This is a genomic window from Nocardioides marmotae (assembly GCF_013177455.1).
In the GTDB taxonomy this organism is placed as follows: Bacteria; Actinomycetota; Actinomycetes; order Propionibacteriales; family Nocardioidaceae; genus Nocardioides; species Nocardioides marmotae.
This window is the reverse complement of record NZ_CP053660.1, coordinates 1,900,960-1,918,676: the sequence shown is the minus strand read 5'-3', so window position 1 is coordinate 1,918,676 and position 17,717 is coordinate 1,900,960. Positions and strand designations below refer to the sequence as shown.

The following is a 17,717-nucleotide window of genomic DNA, read 5'->3' as shown; positions in this document are numbered from 1 at the left end:
AGCGCAAGCGAGCGTGTCGAAACCCCGCGAGAGTCCCACGACCCCAGGCCCTGCACACCTCACCGGGCCTCGACACGTCGGGCCTGGCGGCCCTCCCGCTCGACCAGCGGTGCGGACGCTCAGGCGGTGATGGCGGCGCCGGGGGCGGACTCACCGAGGAGCGCGTCGCGGCGGGCGACGAGCTCGGCGACGGCGTCGAGGAAGCGGACCGTGCTGTCGCCGACGGCGAGGTCGTCGAAGTAGTGGTGCCGCATCGCCACCCGCGCCAGGTGGTGCTCGTCGTGCGCGAGCCGGGCGGTGAGCAGCTCGGTCAGCGCGGACACGTCGACGTCGTCGAGGACGTCGGCGCAGCGGCTGACCGGGACCTCCTGGCGCAGCCGCTCGGCGTCGTGGTGGCGGTCGGTGATGAAGATCGGCCGCTCGGTGCGCAGGTAGAGCCAGTCCAGCCCGACCGAGGAGACGTCGGTGACCATCGCGTCGCAGTCGGGCATCACCGCGAGGATGTCGCCGAGGAGGATCGCGACGTGGCCGGCGTCCGGCTCGCGGCGTACCGCCTCGTCGAGCAGCGCGAGGATCGCGCGGTGCCCGTCGCGCACGCCCGGGGTGGTGCTGGTGACGACCTTGGGATGCGGCTTGTAGACCAGGCGCACGTCGGGCACGGCGAGGATCGCGCGGACGACGTCGGGGCCGATGGTGTCGACCGAGGTGTAGTCGTTGTACTCGGCGTCGCCCTCCCAGGTCGGCGCGTAGAGCACGGTGCGCCGGTCGGTGGGCTCGAGCAGCGGCTCGAGGCGGAGGTCCAGCTGGGGCCGGCCGGTGCGCACGAGGCGCGAGGTGTCGAGCTCCAGCAGCCCTGCGACGTGCCGCTGGACGGCGGCCTCGCCGGCGACGAAGACCCGGTCGTAGGCCTTGGCGTTGTTGCTGGCCATGCTCTGCTTGTCGCTCTCGCCGTGGTTGATGTGCACGTGCAGCGCCCGGCCGTGGAGCAGCGACTGGAAGTTGAGCATGGAGTTGTTGCAGTACAGGACGACCTTCGGGTCGACCGCGGCGTACAGCTCGGTCAGCTCGGGGAACGACACCGCCAGCTCGACGGGCAGGGACGTGTGCGCGGCGAGCAGCTCGGCCGCCGCCGGGTCCCGCGCGACGACGGCCACCGGGTGCTGCTCCTGGAGCAGCTCGAGCACCGGCAGCCACTGCACCAGCTGGTAGGTGCGGGTGGTGTCGTCGGCGAAGTAGGCGAGGATGGCGGCGTCGTGCACCGGAGGATCGTACGGGTCCGCACGACCCGCGCAGAATCGGCCGAAAAGGTGGCCTGACCTGCGCTATCGCGGCAGTCCGAGGATGCGTTCGCCGGCGACGTTCCGCAGCACCTGGGTGGTGCCTCCGGCGATCGAGAGGCACCGGGTGTTGAGCATCTCCCAGACGTCGGCGCGGACGTCCTCGGCGTCGGTCAGCGCCCGGTCGCCGTGCAGCGAGACGACCAGCTCCGAGGCGTCCTGGCGGTTGCGGACGCCCAGCAGCTTGGCCACGCTCGACTCGGGGCCGGGACCCTGGCCGGCGAGCGAGCGCAGCGTCGAGCGGACGCCGAGCAGCGAGCAGACCGTCGAGAGTGCGACCGCCTGACCCACCCGCACCTCCTGGGCGGCGGTGAGGCCGACAGCGGCGAGCTCGACGGCGCGCTCGGTGCTCTTGGCGAGCCGGCTGCCGGCCATGGCGACCCGCTCGTTGGCCAGCGTGGTCCGGGCCAGCCGCCAGCCGTCGCCGGGCTCGGCGACCAGCATGTCGTCGGGCACGAACACCTCGTCGAGGAAGACCTCGTTGAACAGCGCCTCGCCGGTGATCTCGCGCAGGGGCCGCACGTCGATGCCCGCGGAGCGCATGTCGACGAGGAAGTAGGAGATGCCCCGGTGCTGGGGCGCGTCGGGGTCGGTGCGCGCCAAGCAGATCCCCCAGTCGGCGCGGTCGGCGACCGAGGTCCAGACCTTCTGCCCGGTGAGCCGCCAGCCGCCCTCGACCTTCTCCGCCCGCGTGCGCAGGGAGGCGAGGTCGGAGCCGGAGCCGGGCTCGGAGAACAGCTGGCACCAGACCAGCTCGCCGCGCAGCGACGGCGCGACGAACCGCTCGCGCTGGGCGTCGGTGCCGTGCTCGAGGATGGTGGGCAGCGCCCAGCCGGCGATGACGATGTCGGGCCGGGTGACGCCGGCCCGCGCGAGCTCGGTGTCGATGACGAGCTGGGTCACCGCGTCCGCGCCGATGCCGTACGGCGCCGGCCAGTGCGGCATGAGGTAGCCGGCGTCCACCAGGGCGGCCCGCCGCTCGTCCTCGGGGCGGGCCGCGATCGCCTCGACCCGCGCGCGGACGTCGGCCCGGACCGCCTCGTCCCGCCCCTCCAGGTCGACCTCGAGCCGGCGCCGGGTGCCGCCGACCGCGCGGGCGGTGAGCCGGCGGGCGGCCTCGTCGGTGCTGCCGAGCAGGCTGCGCAGCGCGACCGCGCGACGCAGGTAGAGGTGGGCGTCGTGCTCGAAGGTGAACCCGATCCCGCCGAGCACCTGGATGCAGCTCTTCGCGACCTCGACCGCGCCGTCGAAGCAGGTCACCGCGGCGACGTCGGCGGCGAAGGCCCACTGGTCGTCGTCGGCCCCCGCCGTCCCGGGCCGCGCGGCGGACGCGACGTCCCAGGCGGCCCCGGTGATCGCCTCGACGGTCTCGAGCATCTGCGCGCACAGGTGCTTGACCGCCTGGAAGGCGCCGATCTTCTGGCCGAACTGCTCGCGCACCTTGGCGTACTCCACCGCGGTGTCCAGGCACCAGCGGGCCAGCCCGGCGGCCTCCGCCGCGGCGTACGTGACGGCCGTGCGGTGCAGCAGCTCGCGGGAAAGCCCCGGCACCGCGACGCCGGCCGCGGGGTCCTCGACGGTGACGGCGCCGTAGCGGCGGCTGAGGTCCAGGCCCGTGCCGGGGGTGACGGTGACCGCCTCGACGGGCAGCACCCGCCACCCGTCCGCGACCTCGGCCAGCACGTGCGTGGCCGAGGGGACGTCCCAGACCAGGTCGGAGAGGCCGATCGCGACGACGGCTCCCCCGCCGATCGCCGCGGCGACCTCGGTCTCCCCGAGCAGCGCCTGCGCGACCACCGGGCCCAGCAGCGGGCCGGGCACCAGCTCCCGGGCGCAGGCCTCGAGCGCGACCGCCTGGTCGAGCTCCGAGCCGCCCCCGCCGCCGGCCGCCTCGGGCAGCCCGATCGTCGCGACGCCCATCTCCGTCACGGCCTGCCAGGTCGCGGCGAACGGCTCGGCCGCCTCGCCCTCGGCGGCCCGGACGAGCGCCGGCCCGTCCAGGCTCGCCGCCCACTTGCGCAGGCTGTCGGCCAGCTCGACGTGCTCGTCGGAGATCCCGATCGACATGGGTGTCCTTCCAGGCGGTGCGGCCGCCGACGGCCGGGTGCAGAACTAGAACGTGTTCCAACCCTACTAGTCTGGCGCCGTGACGAACACGGCCGACCACGCGACCGCCCAGCCCACCGACGGGCCCACCGACTGGCTCGGCCACGCCCTCGCCGCCAAGGGCTTCATGCCCGAGGACGAGGGCATGCTGCTGCACCGGGTGGCGCTCGAGCGCCTCGCCCACGGGCCGGCGCTGGAGGTGGGGACCTACTGCGGCAAGTCGGCGATCTACCTCGGCGCCGCGGCGCGCGAGGTCGGCGGCCCGCAGGCGGTCGTCTTCACCGTCGACCACCACCGCGGCTCGGAGGAGAACCAGGCCGGGTGGGAGCACCACGACGCCAGCCTCGTCGACCCCGAGCTCGGCGTGATGGACACCCTGCCGACCTTCCGCCGCACCCTGCGGCTGGCCGGCCTGGAGGACCAGGTCGTCGCCGTCATCGGCCGCAGCACCACGGTCAGCGCGCACTGGCGCACCCCGCTGTCGATGCTGTTCATCGACGGCGGGCACGCCGAGGAGCACGCGCAGAACGACTACGCCGGCTGGGCCCGCTGGCTCGAGGTCGGCGGCCTGCTGGTCATCCACGACGTGTTCCAGCACCCGGCCGACGGTGGCCAGGCGCCGTACCACGTCTTCCTGCGGGCGCTGGCGTCCGGCGCCTTCGAGGAGGTCGAGGCGCTGGGCTCCATGCGGGTCCTACGACGGACGGCCGGCGCTCCGGGCGAGCTCGTCGGCTGAGGCGCAGCCGCATTCCAGCGCCAGCTCGGAGAAGTGCGGGGCCAGCGAGGTCCCGCGCATGATCCCCGACCCGGCGCTCGCGTGGCCGGCGACCTCGCCGAGCGCGTCGACGGCGAGGACCACGGCGGCGGCGGTGTACGTCGTCCACTCGTGGGGCCAGTTGACGTCGTCGCCGAAGACCCAGCCGGTCCAGTACTTGCCGTCCTCGGCGCGCAGGTGCTGCATGTCGGCCAGCAGGCCCATCGCGCGGCGGTGGTCGCCGATCGCGTCGAGGGCCATCACCAGCTCACAGGTCTCCGCGCCGGTCACCCACGGGTTGGTGTCGACGCAGCGGATGCCGAGGCCGGGCACGACGAAGTCGTCCCACCGCGTCTCGAGCAGCGCGAAGGCCGCGTCGCCGCGGACCGCGCCGCCGAGGACCGGGTAGTACCAGTCCATCGAGTACGTCGCCTTGTCCAGGAACAGGTCGCGGTGCTCGCGCACGGCGTGGCCGAGCCGGCCGCCGGCCAGCTCCCACTCCGGCTGCGGGTCGTCGAGCAGGTCGGCGAGCGCGACGCCGGCCCGCAGCGACTGGTAGATGCTCGAGGAGCCGGCGAGCAGCGCGCCCTCCTCGGTCGGGGTCCACCGGATCCCGCCGAAGGGCAGCTGCTGGCCGACCACCCAGTCCAGGCCGGCGCGCACGCTCGGCCAGAACCGCTCGACGAAAGCCAGGTCGCGGCGGACCAGCCAGTGGTGCCAGAGGCCGACGGCGAAGTACGCCGACATGTTGACCTCGCCGCGCTCGTCGTCGACCTCGCCGGCCACGATCTTCATCGGCCACGAGCCGTCGGCGCGCTGCATCGTCGGCACCCAGGCGTAGGCGCGCTCGGCGGCCTCGACCTGGCCGCCGACGAGCATCGCCATCGCGGCCTCGACGTGGTTCCAGATGTCGACGTGCTCACCCGTCGTCCACGGGACCGCACCGGAGGCCTCCTGCATCGCCGCGATCGAGGCGGCGGTCTCGGCGACCTGGGAGGCGCTGAGCACGCCCTCGACGTACGGGAGCAGCTCAGACATCGGCACCCGCGGCGGGCTTCTGGAAGTAGAGCACCATGCTCTTGCCGATGAGCGGGTCGAGGACCTTGCCGGCCACCTTGAGCGCGGTGGGCTGCTTCATGATCTCCCAGACCAGCAGCTTGTGGTACGCCTTCGCGAGCGGGTGCTCGTCGTTGGTGACGCCGACCGCGCACTTGATCCACCAGTACGGCGTGTGCAGGCCGTGGGCGTAGTCCTTGCCCAGGAAGACCATCGCGTCGCCGGGGGTGCCGTCGTTGGGGCGGCCGGCCTTGGTGACCTTGTCGATGAGCTCGTGGTCGGTGTAGATGCGGATGTGGCCGCCCTCGGCGTTGTGGTAGTCCGAGGAGAGCTTCCAATTGACGACCTCCGGCAGCCAGCGGGGCACCGAGATCGCCAGGGTGCCGCCGGGCCGCAGCACGCGGACCATCTCCTTGATCGCGTCGACGTCGGCCCAGATGTGCTCGAGGACCTCCGCGGCGACGATCCGGTCGAACTCGCCGTCGGCGAAGGGCAGCTGGAGCGCGTCGCCCTCCTTGACGTCGGCCTCGGCACCCTCGGGCACCTCGCCGGCCTCCTTCATCGCGACGAAGAGGTCGCGCACGTTGGCCAGCTCGTCGGCGTCCATGTCGAACGCGATCACGTCACCGCCGCGGCGGTACATCTCGAAGGCGTGCCGCCCGGCGCCGCAGCCCATGTCGAGCACGCGGTCCCCCGGGCGCAGCCCGAGGCGGTCGAAGTCAACGGTGAGCACGGTGGTTCCTCTCGTCCGACGGACCCGCGGCGCGTTCGCGGCGGTAGTCCTCGATCACTTCCTCGTACGCCGCGGCGACCTTGACCGCCACGGCACGCCAGCTGAACATCTCCTCGACCCGGCGGCGACCCGCGGCACCCATCCGGGCGCGACGCTCGGGGTCGTCCAGCAGCGCGCCGAGCGCGTGGGTCAGCTCGCCGACGTCGCCGGGGGTGACCAGGTCGGCCGCCTCGCCGTCGGGGCCGGTCACCTCGGGGATGGCGCCCGCCCGCGAGACCACCAGCGGCGTGGCACAGGCCATCAGCTCGGCGGTCGGCAGCGAGAAGCCCTCGTAGAGCGAGGGCACGCAGGCGACCTCGGCCGAGCCCATCAGGTCGACCAGCTCGGCGTCGCTGACGCCGCTGACGAACCGGACGCTGTCGCCGATGGCGTACTTGTCGATCAGCTTCTCGGTCGTGCCGCCCGGGCGGGGCTTGGTGATGAGCACCAGCTCCACGTCGCGCTCGGTGCGCAGCTTGGCGAAGGCCTCCAGCAGCGTGGCGATGCCCTTCATCGGGGCGTCGGCGCTGGCCATGGCGAGGATCCGGCCCGGGACCCGCGGCTTGGTCGGCGGCTTGAAGCCGTCCTCGACGCCGAGCAGGATCACCTGCATCCGGGCCGGGTCGACGCCGAAGTCCTTGGCGATGTCGCGCTTGGAGGCCTCGGACGGGGTGAGGATCTTGCGGGCGGCGCGGGCGACCTTGGCCTGCATCCGCAGGAAGCCGTACCAGCGCCACAGCGTGAACTTCCGCCACGGGTTGCGGGTCTGCGCGATGTCGATGCGCCGGTCGAAGGTGATCGGGTGGTGCAGCGTGGTGATGAGCGGCAGCCCCATCTTCTCGATGTCGAGCATGCCGTAGCCGAGCACCTGGTTGTCGTGCACGATGTCGAAGTCCTCGACGCGGTCCCGCAGGACCCGCGCGACGCGGGAGCTGAAGGTCTTCGGCTCCGGGAAGCCGGCCGCGCACATTGTGAGGAACTCCTCGACGTCGATGCGGTCGCGGAACTCGTGCAGCTTGGGCACCCGGAACGGGTCGGGCTGGCGGTAGAGGTCCAGGCTGGGGACCTTGGTCAGCCGTACGTCGGGGTGGTCGAGCTCGGGGTAGGGCTGCCCGGAGAACACCTCCACGTCGTGGCCGAGGTTGGCCAGCTCGCGGGTCAGGTGCCGCAGGTAGATGCCCTGCCCACCGGTGTGGGGGGCGCTGCGGTAGGACAGCATCGCGATCCGCACGCGTCACGACCTTTCTCGACGTTGCCGTTGCCGACATCCGGACACACGCCGGATGCTTGACACGCCGGGCCGGACGAACTGGAACGTGTTCCTATCATGGACTACGTACCGGTAGCCTAGTGCCACATACCGGCGGTCGGGTTCCGGTTCCGCATCACGCCGGTCTAGGCAGGACAATGGGCGTCATGACCGTCACGAGCACCCGAGGACAGCGCCGATGAGCACCATCAACTCCCTCAACGTGGAGGATCTCGGATCCGCCGCGCAGCGCGACCGCCGCAAGCGGATCCTCGACGCCACGATCGACCTCGCCACCAAGGGCGGCTTCGACGCGGTGCAGATGCGCGCCGTCGCGGACCAGGCCGAGGTCGCCCTCGGCACGCTGTACCGCTACTTCCCCTCCAAGATCCACCTGCTCGTCAGCGCGCTCGGCCGGGAGTTCGAGCGCACCGAGGCCGCCCGCCGCGACGTCGAGGTCCCCGGCGACACCGCCTCCGAGCGGGTCATCAACGTCCTCAAGGGCACCACGCGCGGCCTGCAGAGCAGCCCGCACCTGACCGAGGCGCTGACCCGCGCGTTCATGTTCGCCGACGCCTCGGTCCAGGCCGAGATCCACCAGGTCGGCATGCTGCTCACCTCGATGCTCACCCGGGCCATGCACCCCGAGCAGCCCGAGCCCACCGACGACGACATCGCGATCGCCCGTGTGATCGGCGACGTGTGGCTCTCCGCCCTCGTCGGCTGGGTCACCGGCCGGATGACCGCCGCCGAGACCGGCGCCCAGATCGAGCGGGCCGTCCACCTGATCCTGCGCGACTGACGACGTTTTATCGGCCGGCCGATAGAACTGTCGCCGGGCCGATGAAGCTTCAGCGGCCAACCGGCAGCTTTGTCGGCCGGCCGCTGAAGCTGTCGCCGGGCCGATGAAGTTTCAGCGGCCAACCGGGAGCTTCAGCGGCCGGCCGATGAAACTTCCCGTTCCAGGACGATCAGGCCGGCGGGTCAGTCCAGGAACGCGGCGGTGGAGCCACCGAGCTCGAGGGGGTCCAGGCCGAGCTTGCGGTGGTCCCAGCTGCGGACCCGGTCGACGTCGAGGCGGACGACGACGCGGTTCTTGGCCATCAGCTCCACGAACGGGCGGAGCTCCTCGGTGTACGGCGCGTTGTAGCGCTCGAAGACGTTGACGCAGACGTCCCAGACGGTCTTCTCGTCGTCGACCACGACGCCGTTGCCCTCGAGGGAGACCCCGCGCAGCTGGTCGTAGGTGTGGCCGGTCTCGACGAGGAAGCTCATCCGCGGGTCCCGGCGGAGGTTGACGACCTTCTGCGACTTGGCCTTGGTCTCCAGCCAGACGTGACCGTCGAGCCAGGCGTACCACATGGCCACGAGGTGGACCTGGCCGTTCGGGCCCATCGTGGCGACGGTCGAGCTGCGTTGCTGGGTGAGGAAGGTGTCCACCTCGTCGGGGGACATCACTACTTGGGAGCGCTGGTTTGCCATGCCCAGAACCTAGTGCTCAGCCACCGAACGCGTGGGTGGACGTCACACCGCCGTCGATGGCGATCTCGGCGCCGTTGACGTACGCCGACTCCTCGGAGGCGAGGTAGACGTACAGCGGGGCGATGTCCGCAGGCGTCCCGACCCGGCGCAGCGGCACCTTCGAGGCGCCGTACTCCATCGCGGCGTCGCCGCCGTGCACGCGCGTCATGGGGGTGTCGATCATCCCGGGGTGCACCGAGTTGACCCGGATGCCGTGGGGGCCGAGCTCCATCGCGGCGCACTTGGTCATGCCACGGATCGCCCACTTCGTGGCGGCGTACGCCGCACAGCCCGCCATGCCGGCCAGGCCCTCGACCGAGGAGGCGTTGATGATCGAACCGCCGCCGTTCGCGCGCATGGTCGCGGTGACGGCCTGCATGCCGAGGAAGCAGCCGAGCTGGTTGACCCGGAAGAGCAGCTCGACCTCGTCCTGGGGCATCGTGGCGATCTCGCCGAAGCGCAGCAGCCCGGCATTGTTGGCCAGCACCGAGACCGGCCCGAAGCGCGCGTTCGCGTCCTCGACGACCGAGGCCCACGAGGCGGCGTCGCCGACGTCGTGGTGCGCGAAGTGCGCGCGACCGCCGGACTCCCCCGCCACCTGGCCCGCCAGCTGGTCGGCGAGCTCCTGCCCGGCGTCCTTGGCGATGTCGGCGAGGACCACCGCGGCGCCCTCGGCGACGAAGGCGCGGCTGATCGCGGCCCCCTGGCCCATCGCGGCACCGGTGACGATGGCGACCTTCCCGGCGAGACGTCCCATGACCAGCCTCCTCAGACCGTCAGCTGCATGATCGAGTCGGCGGCGAACCCGACCGCGGGGTCGCGGCCGTCGAAGTAGCCGCCGACCTGCTTGGCGAGGTCCTCGAGGTCCCAGACCGACCCGGAGGCGTCGAAGCGCTGCTCGACGACCGGCGCGGCGACGAGCGCCACCATCCCGCCGTACACGACGAAGACCTGGCCGGTGATCGCCTCCGCCGCCGGCGAGGCGAGGTAGGCCACGAGCGGCGCGACGTGGTCGGGCGAGTAGGGGTCGACCTCCTGCCCGGAGGTGTCCTCGCCGAAGACGCCGGCGGTCATCGCGGTGCGGGCACGCGGGCAGATCGCGTTGGCGCGGACGCCGATCCTGCCCAGGCCGCGGGCGGTCGAGAGCGTGAGCGCGGCGATGCCGGCCTTGGCGGCGGCGTAGTTCGGCTGGCCCGGCGAGCCGCCGAGGAAGGCCTCGCTGGCGGTGTTGACGACCCGCCCGTAGACGGGGCCGTCGATCTCCTTCGACCTGCCCCGCCAGTACGCCGCGGCGTTGCGCGAGAGCAGGAAGTGGCCGCGCAGGTGGACCCGGATGACCGCGTCCCACTCCTCGTCGGACATGTTGAACAGCATCCGGTCGCGCGTCATGCCGGCGTTGTTGACGACGATGTCGAGCGAGCCGAAGCCGTCCACGGCGGCGGCGACCATCGCGTCGGCGGTCGAGCGCTCCGCGACGTCGCCCTCGACGACGGTCGCCTCGCCGCCGCGGGCACGGATCTCCTCGACCGCCTCGTCCGCGGCGCCGGGCAGGTCGTTGAGCACGACCTTCGCCCCGGCGGCCGCGAGGGCGAGCGCCTCGGCCCGGCCGAGCCCGGCGCCGGCGCCGGTGACGACGGCGACGCGGCCGTCGAGGGAGAGGTCCTCGCTGCTGGTCATCGGGTCAGCCCTCCAGGGAGATCGCCGCGCGCGGGCAGGCCGCCACGGCTCGTCGGACGTCGCCCTCGGTCTCGGGCGTGGTCTCGTCGGCCTTGACCAGGAGGTAGTCGTCGTCGTCGAGCTCGAAGACCTCCGGTGCCATCGCCTCGCACAGCGCGTTGGACTCGCAGAGGTCGAAGTCGACCTTGATCGTGCTCATGACTGGTTCCCTTCACTGGAGTGGCCGGGGAAGACGTGGGCGGTCGGGTCGATCGCCACCGTCGCGTTGTTGACGGCGGTCGCGGCCTCGCCGAAGCCGACGGCGATCAGCCGGACCTTGCCGGGGTACTCGGTGATGTCGCCCGCCGCGAAGACGCGCGGCAGGTTGGTGCGCATCGCGGAGTCGACGACGACGTGCCGCTTGCGCACCTCGATCCCCCACTCCTGGAGCGGGCCGAGGTCGGCGAGGAAGCCGAGCGCCGCGACCACCGCCTGGGCGGGGTACGTCGTGGGCTCACCGTCGACGGTGATCTCGACCGACTCCAGCGCCCCGGCGCCGTGGAGCGCGGTGACCTCGGCGCGGGTGAGGATCTCGACCGAGGAGTCCCGGACCTGCTGGACGGTCCGCTCGTGGGCGCGGAAGGCGTCGCGGCGGTGCACCAGCCGCACCGAGCCGGCGACCGGCTCGAGGTGCAGGGCCCAGTCGAAGGCGCTGTCGCCGCCGCCCACGATGACGACGTCCTTGCCGGCGTACGGCGCGAAGCTCGGCACGAAGAACTCCAGCCCCCGCCCCAGCCAGCCCTCGCCGGCCGGCAGCGCCCGCGGGCTGAACTTGCCGATGCCGGCGGTCACCAGCACCGCCCCGGCGCTGACCCGGGTGCCGTCGTCGAGGTGGACGACGACCCCGTCGTCGTGGTGCTCCAGGGTGGTCGCGGTGCGGGCCAGCAGGTACGTCGGGTCCGCGGTCGCGGCCTGCTCGACGAGACCGGCCACCAGGTCGCGGCCCTTGACCGCAGGGAACCCGGCGACGTCGAGGATCATCTTCTCGGGGTACATCGCCGTCACCTGGCCGCCGAGCTCCGGCAGCGAGTCGACCACGGCGACCCGGTGGCCGCGGAAGCCGGCGTAGTAGGTGGCGAACAGCCCGGTCGGGCCGGCGCCGACCACGACCAGGTCGACCTCGACCAGCGGTCGGTCAGCGGTCGCGGCGGCGGTCGGGGCGGGGGTCGGGTCGGGGGTCGGGTCGGGGGCGTCGGTCGGCGTGGTGGCGGTCACGGCGGCGATCCTGCTCCTCCCGCCCGAGGGGGTCTACTAGAACGTGTTCCAGTTCGGTCGGGGACAGTTCTATCAGAGCGCGTCGAGGTCCGTCACGACCCAGTCCCCCGCGTCGCGGTGCAGGGTCACCACGACCCGATTGAGGTCGGCCCGCGGCTGCTCGGCGTTCTTGCCGGTCGTGGACTGGTTGACGAACAGCAGCGCCTTGACGTCGTGCTCGCTGGCCGAGATCGCCGAGGCCGCCACGACGCTCGCCTCGACCTTCGCCTCGTTGCGCACGGTGTCCTCGCGGATCGCCTCGAGGGTCTCGCGGTACTCGGTCTGCATCTTCGGCGCGAGCAGCGGCAGCGCGGCCGCCATGTCCTCATCGAGGGTGGCCGCGGAGTACGACAGCACCTTCTCCGCCGCCTCGGACGCCGCGCTGAGGCCGGCCGACTTCGCGCCCTCCGAGGCGAACACCACGCCCCCGGCCAGCGGGGTGGTGCCGGCCGGTACGTCGCCCTCGGGCTCGTCCACGGTCAGCATCCGCACGAAGACCACCGCGAGCGCGACCACCACGACGGCCAGCACGCCGGCGGGCCAGCGGCGGGGGCCGGGGGTCGAGCTGGTGGCGATCGCCGGTGGCGCCGCCACGTCCTCGGCGCGCGCGGCCTCGACCGGCGGCTCCGCGACCGCCTGCTCGACCGGCGGCTCGGGATCGAGGTCGGAGCCGCAGTAGCGGCAGCGGATGGCGGCGGCCTTGATGGTCTCCGCGCAGTACGCGCAGGTCTTGGTGTCGGGGTGGGCGTCGGGCTGGGTGTCGGGCTGGGTCACGGTCGGCTCTCTCATCCCACGAACTGCACGTTGGAGGCCAGCCACTGGCCGTCCTCGCGGACCATGTCGATCTGGAGGCGGTAGTAGCGGGGCTGGCTGGTGCCGTCGGTGGTGACGTTCTGGACCTCGCTGTCGGCGGCGACGTAGACCAGCGCGGAGTCGGCGTCGAGATCCCCGACGCCGAGGGCGACCACCTCGCCGGTGCTGACGGACTTGTTGCGCTTCGCGGCCTCGATGAGCTGCTCGACGTTCGCGGCGTACTGGTCGGCGAACTCGCCGGTCGCGAGGGCCAGCACGTCCTCGGTCAGCGGCTCCATGTCCGCGTGGTCGACCTCGAGGAAGGCCAGCGTCAGGTCGCGCGCGGCCTCGGCGACCTCGCGGTGGGCGGCGGTCAGCTCCGCGTCGCCCCGGCCGGCGCTGCCCGTGACCGCCCGGTCGAGCGCGTCCCGGCCGTCCTCGGAGCGCAGGGCGGTGACCGCGATCGCGGCCGCCAGCCCCACGGCGAGCACGGCCAGCACGGCTGTGAACAGGGTCCATCTCGAGCGCACGGTGGCCCTCACATCCCTTCCTGGGGTCCGATGAGCATCCAGCGCCACGCGTCGTCCCCGAAGACCTCCTGCAGGCCGCCCCGGCTGCCGACCGTCACGGCCGGCTCGTCGGCGAGGGTAGCCCCCGGCGCGACCCGGCTGGTGCTGCCGCCGAAGCGCGGCGCGTACTTCGGGCCGCGCTGGTTGTACGGCGCCCCGGAGCGGCAGGTCGCCGGGTAGGTCTCGTTGTCGGCGAGGTCGCTCGCGGGCCGCCACTGGTCGCTGGGCATGAAGCCCTCGCGGCACGGCCCGGGATTCTGCGCGAGCTGGAGGTTGATGTGGCCGTAGCCGTCCCCGGGCGTGCCGGTGAAGCCGTTGGCGACGATCTTGGGGAACGTCACGAGCAGTTGCTCGACGGCGGGCAGCCGGGTGGTGACGATCTGGTTGAGGGTGACCAGGTTGCCGATGAAGACCGGCATCGTGGGCTCCAGGCCGGCCATCAGCCGCTCGACCTCGCGCACGGCGCTGGCGCCGCCCTCGAGGACGGTGCGCAGCTCGGGGTCCTTGCCGCGCAGGGTGCCGGTCAGGTCGGCCAGCGAGCGGGCGAAGGTGCGGATGTCCTCGCGGTGGCGCTGCTGGGTCTGCAGGACGGTCCGGCCGTTGTCGAGCAGGCGGAAGGTCGCCTCCTCGTTGGCCAGGGCCGCCTCGACGAAGCGCGAGCCGCTGTCGACCATCTCCTCGAGCGGGCCGGCGGTGTCTTGGAAGGCCAGGCCGAGCTCCTCGATGACGGTGGAGAGGTTGCCCTTGTCGACCGAGGCGACCAGGGCGTCGAGGTCGACCAGGAGCTCGTCCTCACCGATCGGCAGGCTCGCGTCGTCGCCGACGAGGACGTCCCCGTCCTCGGCGTACGGGCCCCGGCCGTCCTCGGGGACGATGTCGAGGTACTGCTCGCCGACCGCGGAGAGGTTGTGGACCTCGACCCGGGCGTCCAGCGGGATCCTGGTGCCCTCCTCGAGGGCGAGCTCGGCCTCGAGACCCTCGCGGGTGACCTCCATCGAGGCGACCTTGCCGATCTTGACGCCGCGGTAGGTCACCTCGCTGCCCACGAACAGGCCGCCGGAGTCCGGCAGCGTCGCGGAGATGGTCAACCCGCGGCCGAGCACCCGGTCGACCAGGCCGAGGTAGGTGCCGGTGATGTAGACGATGCCGACGGCGGCCAGCGCGACGAAGAGCGCCAGGCGGACCTTGACCCCGCGCGTCATCCCTTGTCCCCCATCAGCCCAGTCCCCCTGCCAGCAGCCCGCCGCCGGTGCCGACCGAGGCGTCGTGGGTGTAGCCGTCCGTGGCGGTCCGGCCGAGGCCGGGCAGCGTCGGCAGGCCCGGGATGTCGGGCAGCGGGATGTCGGGCAGGTCCGGGAGCCCGGGGATGTCGGGCAGCGGGATGCTCGGCCCGTCGCCGGGCTGCTCGATGAGCTGGGTCAGCCCCTCCAGCGAGACATCGAGGGCGAACTTGGCGTTGGCGTAGTCGCCCTTGACGATCTCGCTGGCCTGCTCGGGGAACGGGAAGCTGATCAGCAGCGACAGACCGCGCGGCAGGGAGTCGCCGGTCTCGTTGAGCCGCTTCAGGATCGGGCGCAGGTGGTCGAGGTCGGCCAGCAGGTTCTCCTTGGTGCCGTTGATGACCCGGGTGCCGACCTCCCCGAGCTCGTCGAGCTGGCCCAGCATCGCGACCAGCTGTTCGTGCTGCTGGTTGAGCACCTCCAGCGCCGGCCCGGTCGCCTCGATCGCGTCGGTGATCGTGCGGGACTCGCGGTTGAGGGTGGCGGCGAGCCGGTTGAGCGACTCCATCGCCGAGACGATGTCGTCCTTCTGCTCGTCCAGTCCGCCGACGAGCTCCTCGAGCTGGCCGAAGAGCGAGCGGACGTCGTCGGTGCGGCCGGAGAGCATGTCGTTGACCTCGTCGCTGATCTGCTTGATCTGGCCGACGCCGCCGCCGCTGAGCAGGAACGACAGGGCGCCGAGCACCTCCTCGACCTCCGGGTTGCGGCCGGTGTCGGCGAGCTCGAGCCGGTCGCCGTCCTCGAGCCGGCCGCGGGCCCGCCCGGTGGGCTCCTCGAGCGCGACGTACTTCTCCCCCAGCAGGCTGGTCTGCCGGATCTCCGCGACGGCGTTGTCGGGCAGCTCGATGTCGCTGCGGATCTTGAGCCGTACGACGGCGTTCCACCCGTCGCGGTCGACCTCGTCCACCTCGCCGACCACGACGTCGCTCACCATCACCGGCGAGCGGGGCACGACGTTGAGCACGTCGTGGAACTCCGCGGTCACCGTGAAGGTCTCCTCGCCGCTGACCGGGCTGCCGGGCAGCGGCAGGTCGTAGGCGCCGTCGAAGTCGCACGCGGCCAGCAGCGGGACCGCCGCCGCGAGCGAGGCCAGGCCGACCAGGGCCCTCCGCTGACGCGGGCGGGATCGGGGGCGGGGACGGGTCATCGGGGACCACCTCCGAGCAGCTCGCGCAGGTCCTGGGCCGGGACGGCCTCGCCGGGCACCCGGGTGTCGGGGGCGGCGGCGCGCGCCGGCCCGGTGGGCAGGCCCAGCCCGAGCGGCTCGAGCAGCGACTCCAGCAGCCGGCAGACGGTGCGCGCGGCCGGGACGCCGGCGTTGGTGACGATCGCGCAGAGGAACCCGTCGAGGTCCTCGACGTTCGGGCCGACCTGGATCCGGGCGTTCTGCGAGCCGGTCTTGGTGTCGAAGCCGAGCGCGAGGTTGCCGAGGCCGAGCGGGCCCTTCTCGATCGCCATGGTCAACGACTCCTGCTCGGCGACGAGCACGTCGAGCACGTCGGTGAGGTCCTCGACCTCGCCGACCAGCGCCTTGCGGTTGTCCTTGACGAAGGCCTCGACGGTGCCGACCGCCCCGGCGAGCGCCTCGAGCGCCTGGCCGAGCTCCTGGCGCTCCCCGGAGAGCTGGTTCGTGGCCCGGGCGAGGTCGCCCATGAACTCATCGACCAGCCCGTCGTTGCGGGCCAGCGTGCGGGTGAAGGCGTCGAGCTGCCGGACGGTGCCGAAGAGGTCGCCGCTGTTGTCGCCGAAGGTGGTCGCGGCGGCGGAGAGGTCGCGGATCAGCTGGTTGGCGGTGCGGCCCTGCCCGTCGAGCGCCTCCGCGCCGGAGGCGAGCAGCGTGTCCAGCGAGCCGTTCCTGTTGGCGCCGTTGGGTCCGAGCGCGTTGGCGAGGGTCGAGAGGCTCTCGTAGATGCGGTCCAGCTCGACCGGACTCGCGGTCTCCGCGAGCGGGATGTCGGCGCCGTCGGCCAGCACCGGGCCCTCGGTGTGCACCGGGGTGAGCTGGACGAACCGGTCGGCCACCAGCGTCGGGGTGACGATGACGGCCCGGGCGTCCGCGGGCACGTCGTAGGAGGCGTCGTACACCATGTCGACGCGCACGGACGTCCCCTCGGGGACCACCGCGGTCACCTCGCCGACGGGCACGCCGAGGATCCGGACCTCGGTGCCGGGATAGATGCTGACGGCGCGGGCGAAGTGGGCGGTCACCTTCTTCTGGCCACCGCCGTCGCCGCCGACGAGCACGAGCACGGTGCCGACCAGCAGCAGCGCGGCGACCAGGGCGCCGGCGGCGCGGAGGGTCAGTCGGGGCACGGGTCAGCTCCTCCGTCCGGGGACGAACTCGCCGGCGAGGCCGAGCAGGTTGACGAGGTAGGCGTCGAACCACGGACCGGTCCCGACGATGTGGCCGAGGATGTCGGCGTAGGGGCCGACCGCCTTGGCGGTCTCGCGCAGCTGCCCGCGCCGGTCGCGGAGCATGGTGGTCACGGTCCGCAGGTCGCGCAGCGCGGGGCCGATCTCGTCCTCGTTGTCCTGGGCGAGCCCCTTGAGCTGCACCGCGAGCGTCCGGGCGTTGACCAGCAGCCGGTGGATGGCCTCCTCGCGCCGGTCGAGCTCGTCGAAGACCTGGCTGCTGCTCGCCATCAGCTCCACCAGGTCGCCGCGGCGGTCGGCGAGCAGGCCGGTGACCGACTCCGCGCGGTCCAGGAGCCCCGCCAGGTCCTCGTCGCGGGTCGCGATGGTGCGCGAGAGCCGGGAGAGGCCGGTGAAGCTCTGCTGGATCTCCGGGGCGGCGCCGTCGAGGGTCTCGGAGATGACGTCCAGCGCCTCACTGAGCTGCTGGTCGTCGATCGACTCGGTCGTCGTGGTCAGGTCGCCGAGCACGTCGACGATGTCGTAGGCCGCCCGGGTGTTCTCGACCGGGATCGTCCCGCCCTCGTCGAGCTGACCCTCGTCGCTGGGGATCACCTCGAGGTACTTCTCCCCCAGCAGGTTGAGCACCTCGACCGAGGCGCGGCTGTCCGGGCCCAGCTCGGTGCCGGAGTCGAGCTCGAAGTCGACGACCACCAGGCCGTCCTCGACCGTCATGGCGTTGACCCGCCCGACCCGCTTGCCGGCGATCTGCACCATCTGCCCCGGCCGCAGCCCGCTCGCGTCGGTCAGCTCGGCGTGGTAGCCGGTGCCGCGGAACCCGGGGAACTTCTGGAGGTTGAACGACGCCGCCATCACCACGAGCAGCACCACGAGGGCCACCACGCCGAAGCGCAGGACCTGGCGGTCGCTCCTGCCGCGCGCGCCCATCAGCGACCGCC

18 protein-coding genes are annotated in these 17,717 nt (G+C 72.5%); 2 read left to right on the top strand and 16 right to left on the bottom strand.

Annotation, left to right across the window (positions count from 1 at the left end; genetic code table 11):
* Positions 1-119 precede the first annotated feature (119 nt).
* Both HPC71_RS09255 and HPC71_RS09250 read right to left on the bottom strand, forming a co-directional pair.
* Entirely contained in the window at positions 120-1,259 is a 1,140-nt protein-coding gene (locus HPC71_RS09255; RefSeq protein WP_154614511.1) for a CDP-glycerol glycerophosphotransferase family protein, read from the bottom strand.
* Between the two features lie 63 nt (positions 1,260-1,322).
* Positions 1,323-3,404, bottom strand: coding sequence for an acyl-CoA dehydrogenase family protein (locus HPC71_RS09250; protein ID WP_154614512.1), 2,082 nt, complete (start codon positions 3,402-3,404; stop codon positions 1,323-1,325).
* Positions 3,405-3,483: 79 nt separating this feature from the next.
* On the opposite strand from HPC71_RS09250, the gene HPC71_RS09245 reads away from it, so the two are divergent.
* Positions 3,484-4,179, top strand: coding sequence for a class I SAM-dependent methyltransferase (locus HPC71_RS09245; protein WP_253943970.1), 696 nt, complete (start codon positions 3,484-3,486; stop codon positions 4,177-4,179).
* On the opposite strand, the gene HPC71_RS09240 is transcribed toward HPC71_RS09245, so the two are convergent.
* Genes HPC71_RS09240 through HPC71_RS09230 form a run of 3 tightly spaced genes read right to left on the bottom strand, consistent with a single transcriptional unit; the run spans position 4,138 to position 7,256 of the window.
* Complete coding sequence (locus HPC71_RS09240; protein ID WP_154614513.1) at positions 4,138-5,235, bottom strand: prenyltransferase; 1,098 nt, start codon at positions 5,233-5,235, stop codon at positions 4,138-4,140. The genes HPC71_RS09245 and HPC71_RS09240 overlap by 42 nt on opposite strands.
* Positions 5,228-5,986 carry a class I SAM-dependent methyltransferase gene (locus HPC71_RS09235; RefSeq protein WP_171896599.1) on the bottom strand — a complete coding sequence of 253 codons (759 nt, stop codon included), beginning with the start codon at positions 5,984-5,986 and terminating at the stop codon, positions 5,228-5,230. Before HPC71_RS09235 ends, HPC71_RS09240 begins: the two co-directional genes overlap by 8 nt.
* Positions 5,973-7,256, bottom strand: coding sequence for a glycosyltransferase family 4 protein (locus HPC71_RS09230; protein ID WP_171896598.1), 1,284 nt, complete (start codon positions 7,254-7,256; stop codon positions 5,973-5,975). The genes HPC71_RS09235 and HPC71_RS09230 overlap by 14 nt, the downstream gene beginning before the upstream one ends.
* A 217-nt stretch (positions 7,257-7,473) precedes the next feature.
* Between HPC71_RS09230 and HPC71_RS09225 the strand changes: the two genes are divergently transcribed.
* Positions 7,474-8,076, top strand: coding sequence for a TetR family transcriptional regulator (locus HPC71_RS09225; RefSeq protein ID WP_154611804.1), 603 nt, complete (start codon positions 7,474-7,476; stop codon positions 8,074-8,076).
* A 182-nt stretch (positions 8,077-8,258) separates the two neighbouring features.
* Here HPC71_RS09225 and HPC71_RS09220 read toward each other — a convergent pair whose 3' ends face one another.
* From HPC71_RS09220 to HPC71_RS09170, 11 genes are all read right to left on the bottom strand, one after another.
* Positions 8,259-8,729 (bottom strand): pyridoxamine 5'-phosphate oxidase family protein, encoded by a 471-nt coding sequence (locus HPC71_RS09220; protein WP_253943969.1) that lies wholly within the window; start codon positions 8,727-8,729, stop codon positions 8,259-8,261.
* A 43-nt stretch (positions 8,730-8,772) separates the two neighbouring features.
* Positions 8,773-9,552: an SDR family NAD(P)-dependent oxidoreductase gene (locus HPC71_RS09215; RefSeq protein WP_154614515.1), complete on the bottom strand. Its 780-nt coding sequence runs from the start codon at positions 9,550-9,552 to the stop codon at positions 8,773-8,775.
* Positions 9,553-9,563: 11 nt separating this feature from the next.
* On the bottom strand, positions 9,564-10,472 hold the full coding sequence (locus HPC71_RS09210) for a 3-oxoacyl-ACP reductase (RefSeq protein ID WP_154611807.1): 909 nt from the start codon (positions 10,470-10,472) through the stop codon (positions 9,564-9,566).
* 4 nt (positions 10,473-10,476) lie between these two features.
* Positions 10,477-10,671: a ferredoxin gene (locus tag HPC71_RS09205; protein WP_154611808.1), complete on the bottom strand. Its 195-nt coding sequence runs from the start codon at positions 10,669-10,671 to the stop codon at positions 10,477-10,479.
* Positions 10,668-11,726 carry an NAD(P)/FAD-dependent oxidoreductase gene (locus HPC71_RS09200; RefSeq protein WP_253943968.1) on the bottom strand — a complete coding sequence of 353 codons (1,059 nt, stop codon included), beginning with the start codon at positions 11,724-11,726 and terminating at the stop codon, positions 10,668-10,670. Before HPC71_RS09200 ends, HPC71_RS09205 begins: the two co-directional genes overlap by 4 nt.
* Positions 11,727-11,798: 72 nt before the next feature.
* Entirely contained in the window at positions 11,799-12,554 is a 756-nt protein-coding gene (locus tag HPC71_RS09195; protein ID WP_154614516.1) for a hypothetical protein, read from the bottom strand.
* Positions 12,551-13,099, bottom strand: a complete 549-nt coding sequence (locus HPC71_RS09190) for an Rv1363c family protein (RefSeq protein WP_154614517.1) — start codon at positions 13,097-13,099, stop codon at positions 12,551-12,553. Before HPC71_RS09190 ends, HPC71_RS09195 begins: the two co-directional genes overlap by 4 nt.
* The gene (locus HPC71_RS09185; protein ID WP_154611811.1) at positions 13,096-14,328 is read right to left on the bottom strand and encodes an MlaD family protein; all 1,233 of its coding nucleotides are present in this window, start codon (positions 14,326-14,328) and stop codon (positions 13,096-13,098) included. The genes HPC71_RS09190 and HPC71_RS09185 overlap by 4 nt, the downstream gene beginning before the upstream one ends.
* 13 nt (positions 14,329-14,341) lie before the next feature.
* Positions 14,342-15,553, bottom strand: coding sequence for an MCE family protein (locus HPC71_RS09180; protein WP_154614518.1), 1,212 nt, complete (start codon positions 15,551-15,553; stop codon positions 14,342-14,344).
* Complete coding sequence (locus HPC71_RS09175) at positions 15,550-16,719, bottom strand: MCE family protein (RefSeq protein WP_154614519.1); 1,170 nt, start codon at positions 16,717-16,719, stop codon at positions 15,550-15,552. Before HPC71_RS09175 ends, HPC71_RS09180 begins: the two co-directional genes overlap by 4 nt.
* A 3-nt stretch (positions 16,720-16,722) precedes the next feature.
* Complete coding sequence (locus HPC71_RS09170) at positions 16,723-17,706, bottom strand: MCE family protein (protein WP_154611814.1); 984 nt, start codon at positions 17,704-17,706, stop codon at positions 16,723-16,725.
* Between the last annotated feature and the right edge of the window lie 11 nt (positions 17,707-17,717).

Bases quoted from the DNA above. Each gene is read 5' to 3' on its own strand.
- HPC71_RS09195 (WP_154614516.1), bottom strand. From the start codon at position 12,554: ATGAGAGAGCCGACCGTGACCCAGCCCGACACCCAGCCCGACGCCCAC.
- HPC71_RS09240 (WP_154614513.1), bottom strand. From the start codon at position 5,235: ATGTCTGAGCTGCTCCCGTACGTCGAGGGCGTGCTCAGCGCCTCCCAG.
- HPC71_RS09215 (WP_154614515.1), bottom strand. From the start codon at position 9,552: ATGGGACGTCTCGCCGGGAAGGTCGCCATCGTCACCGGTGCCGCGATG.
- HPC71_RS09210 (WP_154611807.1), bottom strand. From the start codon at position 10,472: ATGACCAGCAGCGAGGACCTCTCCCTCGACGGCCGCGTCGCCGTCGTC.
- HPC71_RS09185 (WP_154611811.1), bottom strand. From the start codon at position 14,328: ATGACGCGCGGGGTCAAGGTCCGCCTGGCGCTCTTCGTCGCGCTGGCC.
- HPC71_RS09225 (WP_154611804.1), top strand. From the start codon at position 7,474: ATGAGCACCATCAACTCCCTCAACGTGGAGGATCTCGGATCCGCCGCG.
- HPC71_RS09205 (WP_154611808.1), bottom strand. From the start codon at position 10,671: ATGAGCACGATCAAGGTCGACTTCGACCTCTGCGAGTCCAACGCGCTG.
- HPC71_RS09180 (WP_154614518.1), bottom strand. From the start codon at position 15,553: ATGACCCGTCCCCGCCCCCGATCCCGCCCGCGTCAGCGGAGGGCCCTG.
- HPC71_RS09220 (WP_253943969.1), bottom strand. From the start codon at position 8,729: ATGTCCCCCGACGAGGTGGACACCTTCCTCACCCAGCAACGCAGCTCG.
- HPC71_RS09170 (WP_154611814.1), bottom strand. From the start codon at position 17,706: ATGGGCGCGCGCGGCAGGAGCGACCGCCAGGTCCTGCGCTTCGGCGTG.
- HPC71_RS09250 (WP_154614512.1), bottom strand. From the start codon at position 3,404: ATGTCGATCGGGATCTCCGACGAGCACGTCGAGCTGGCCGACAGCCTG.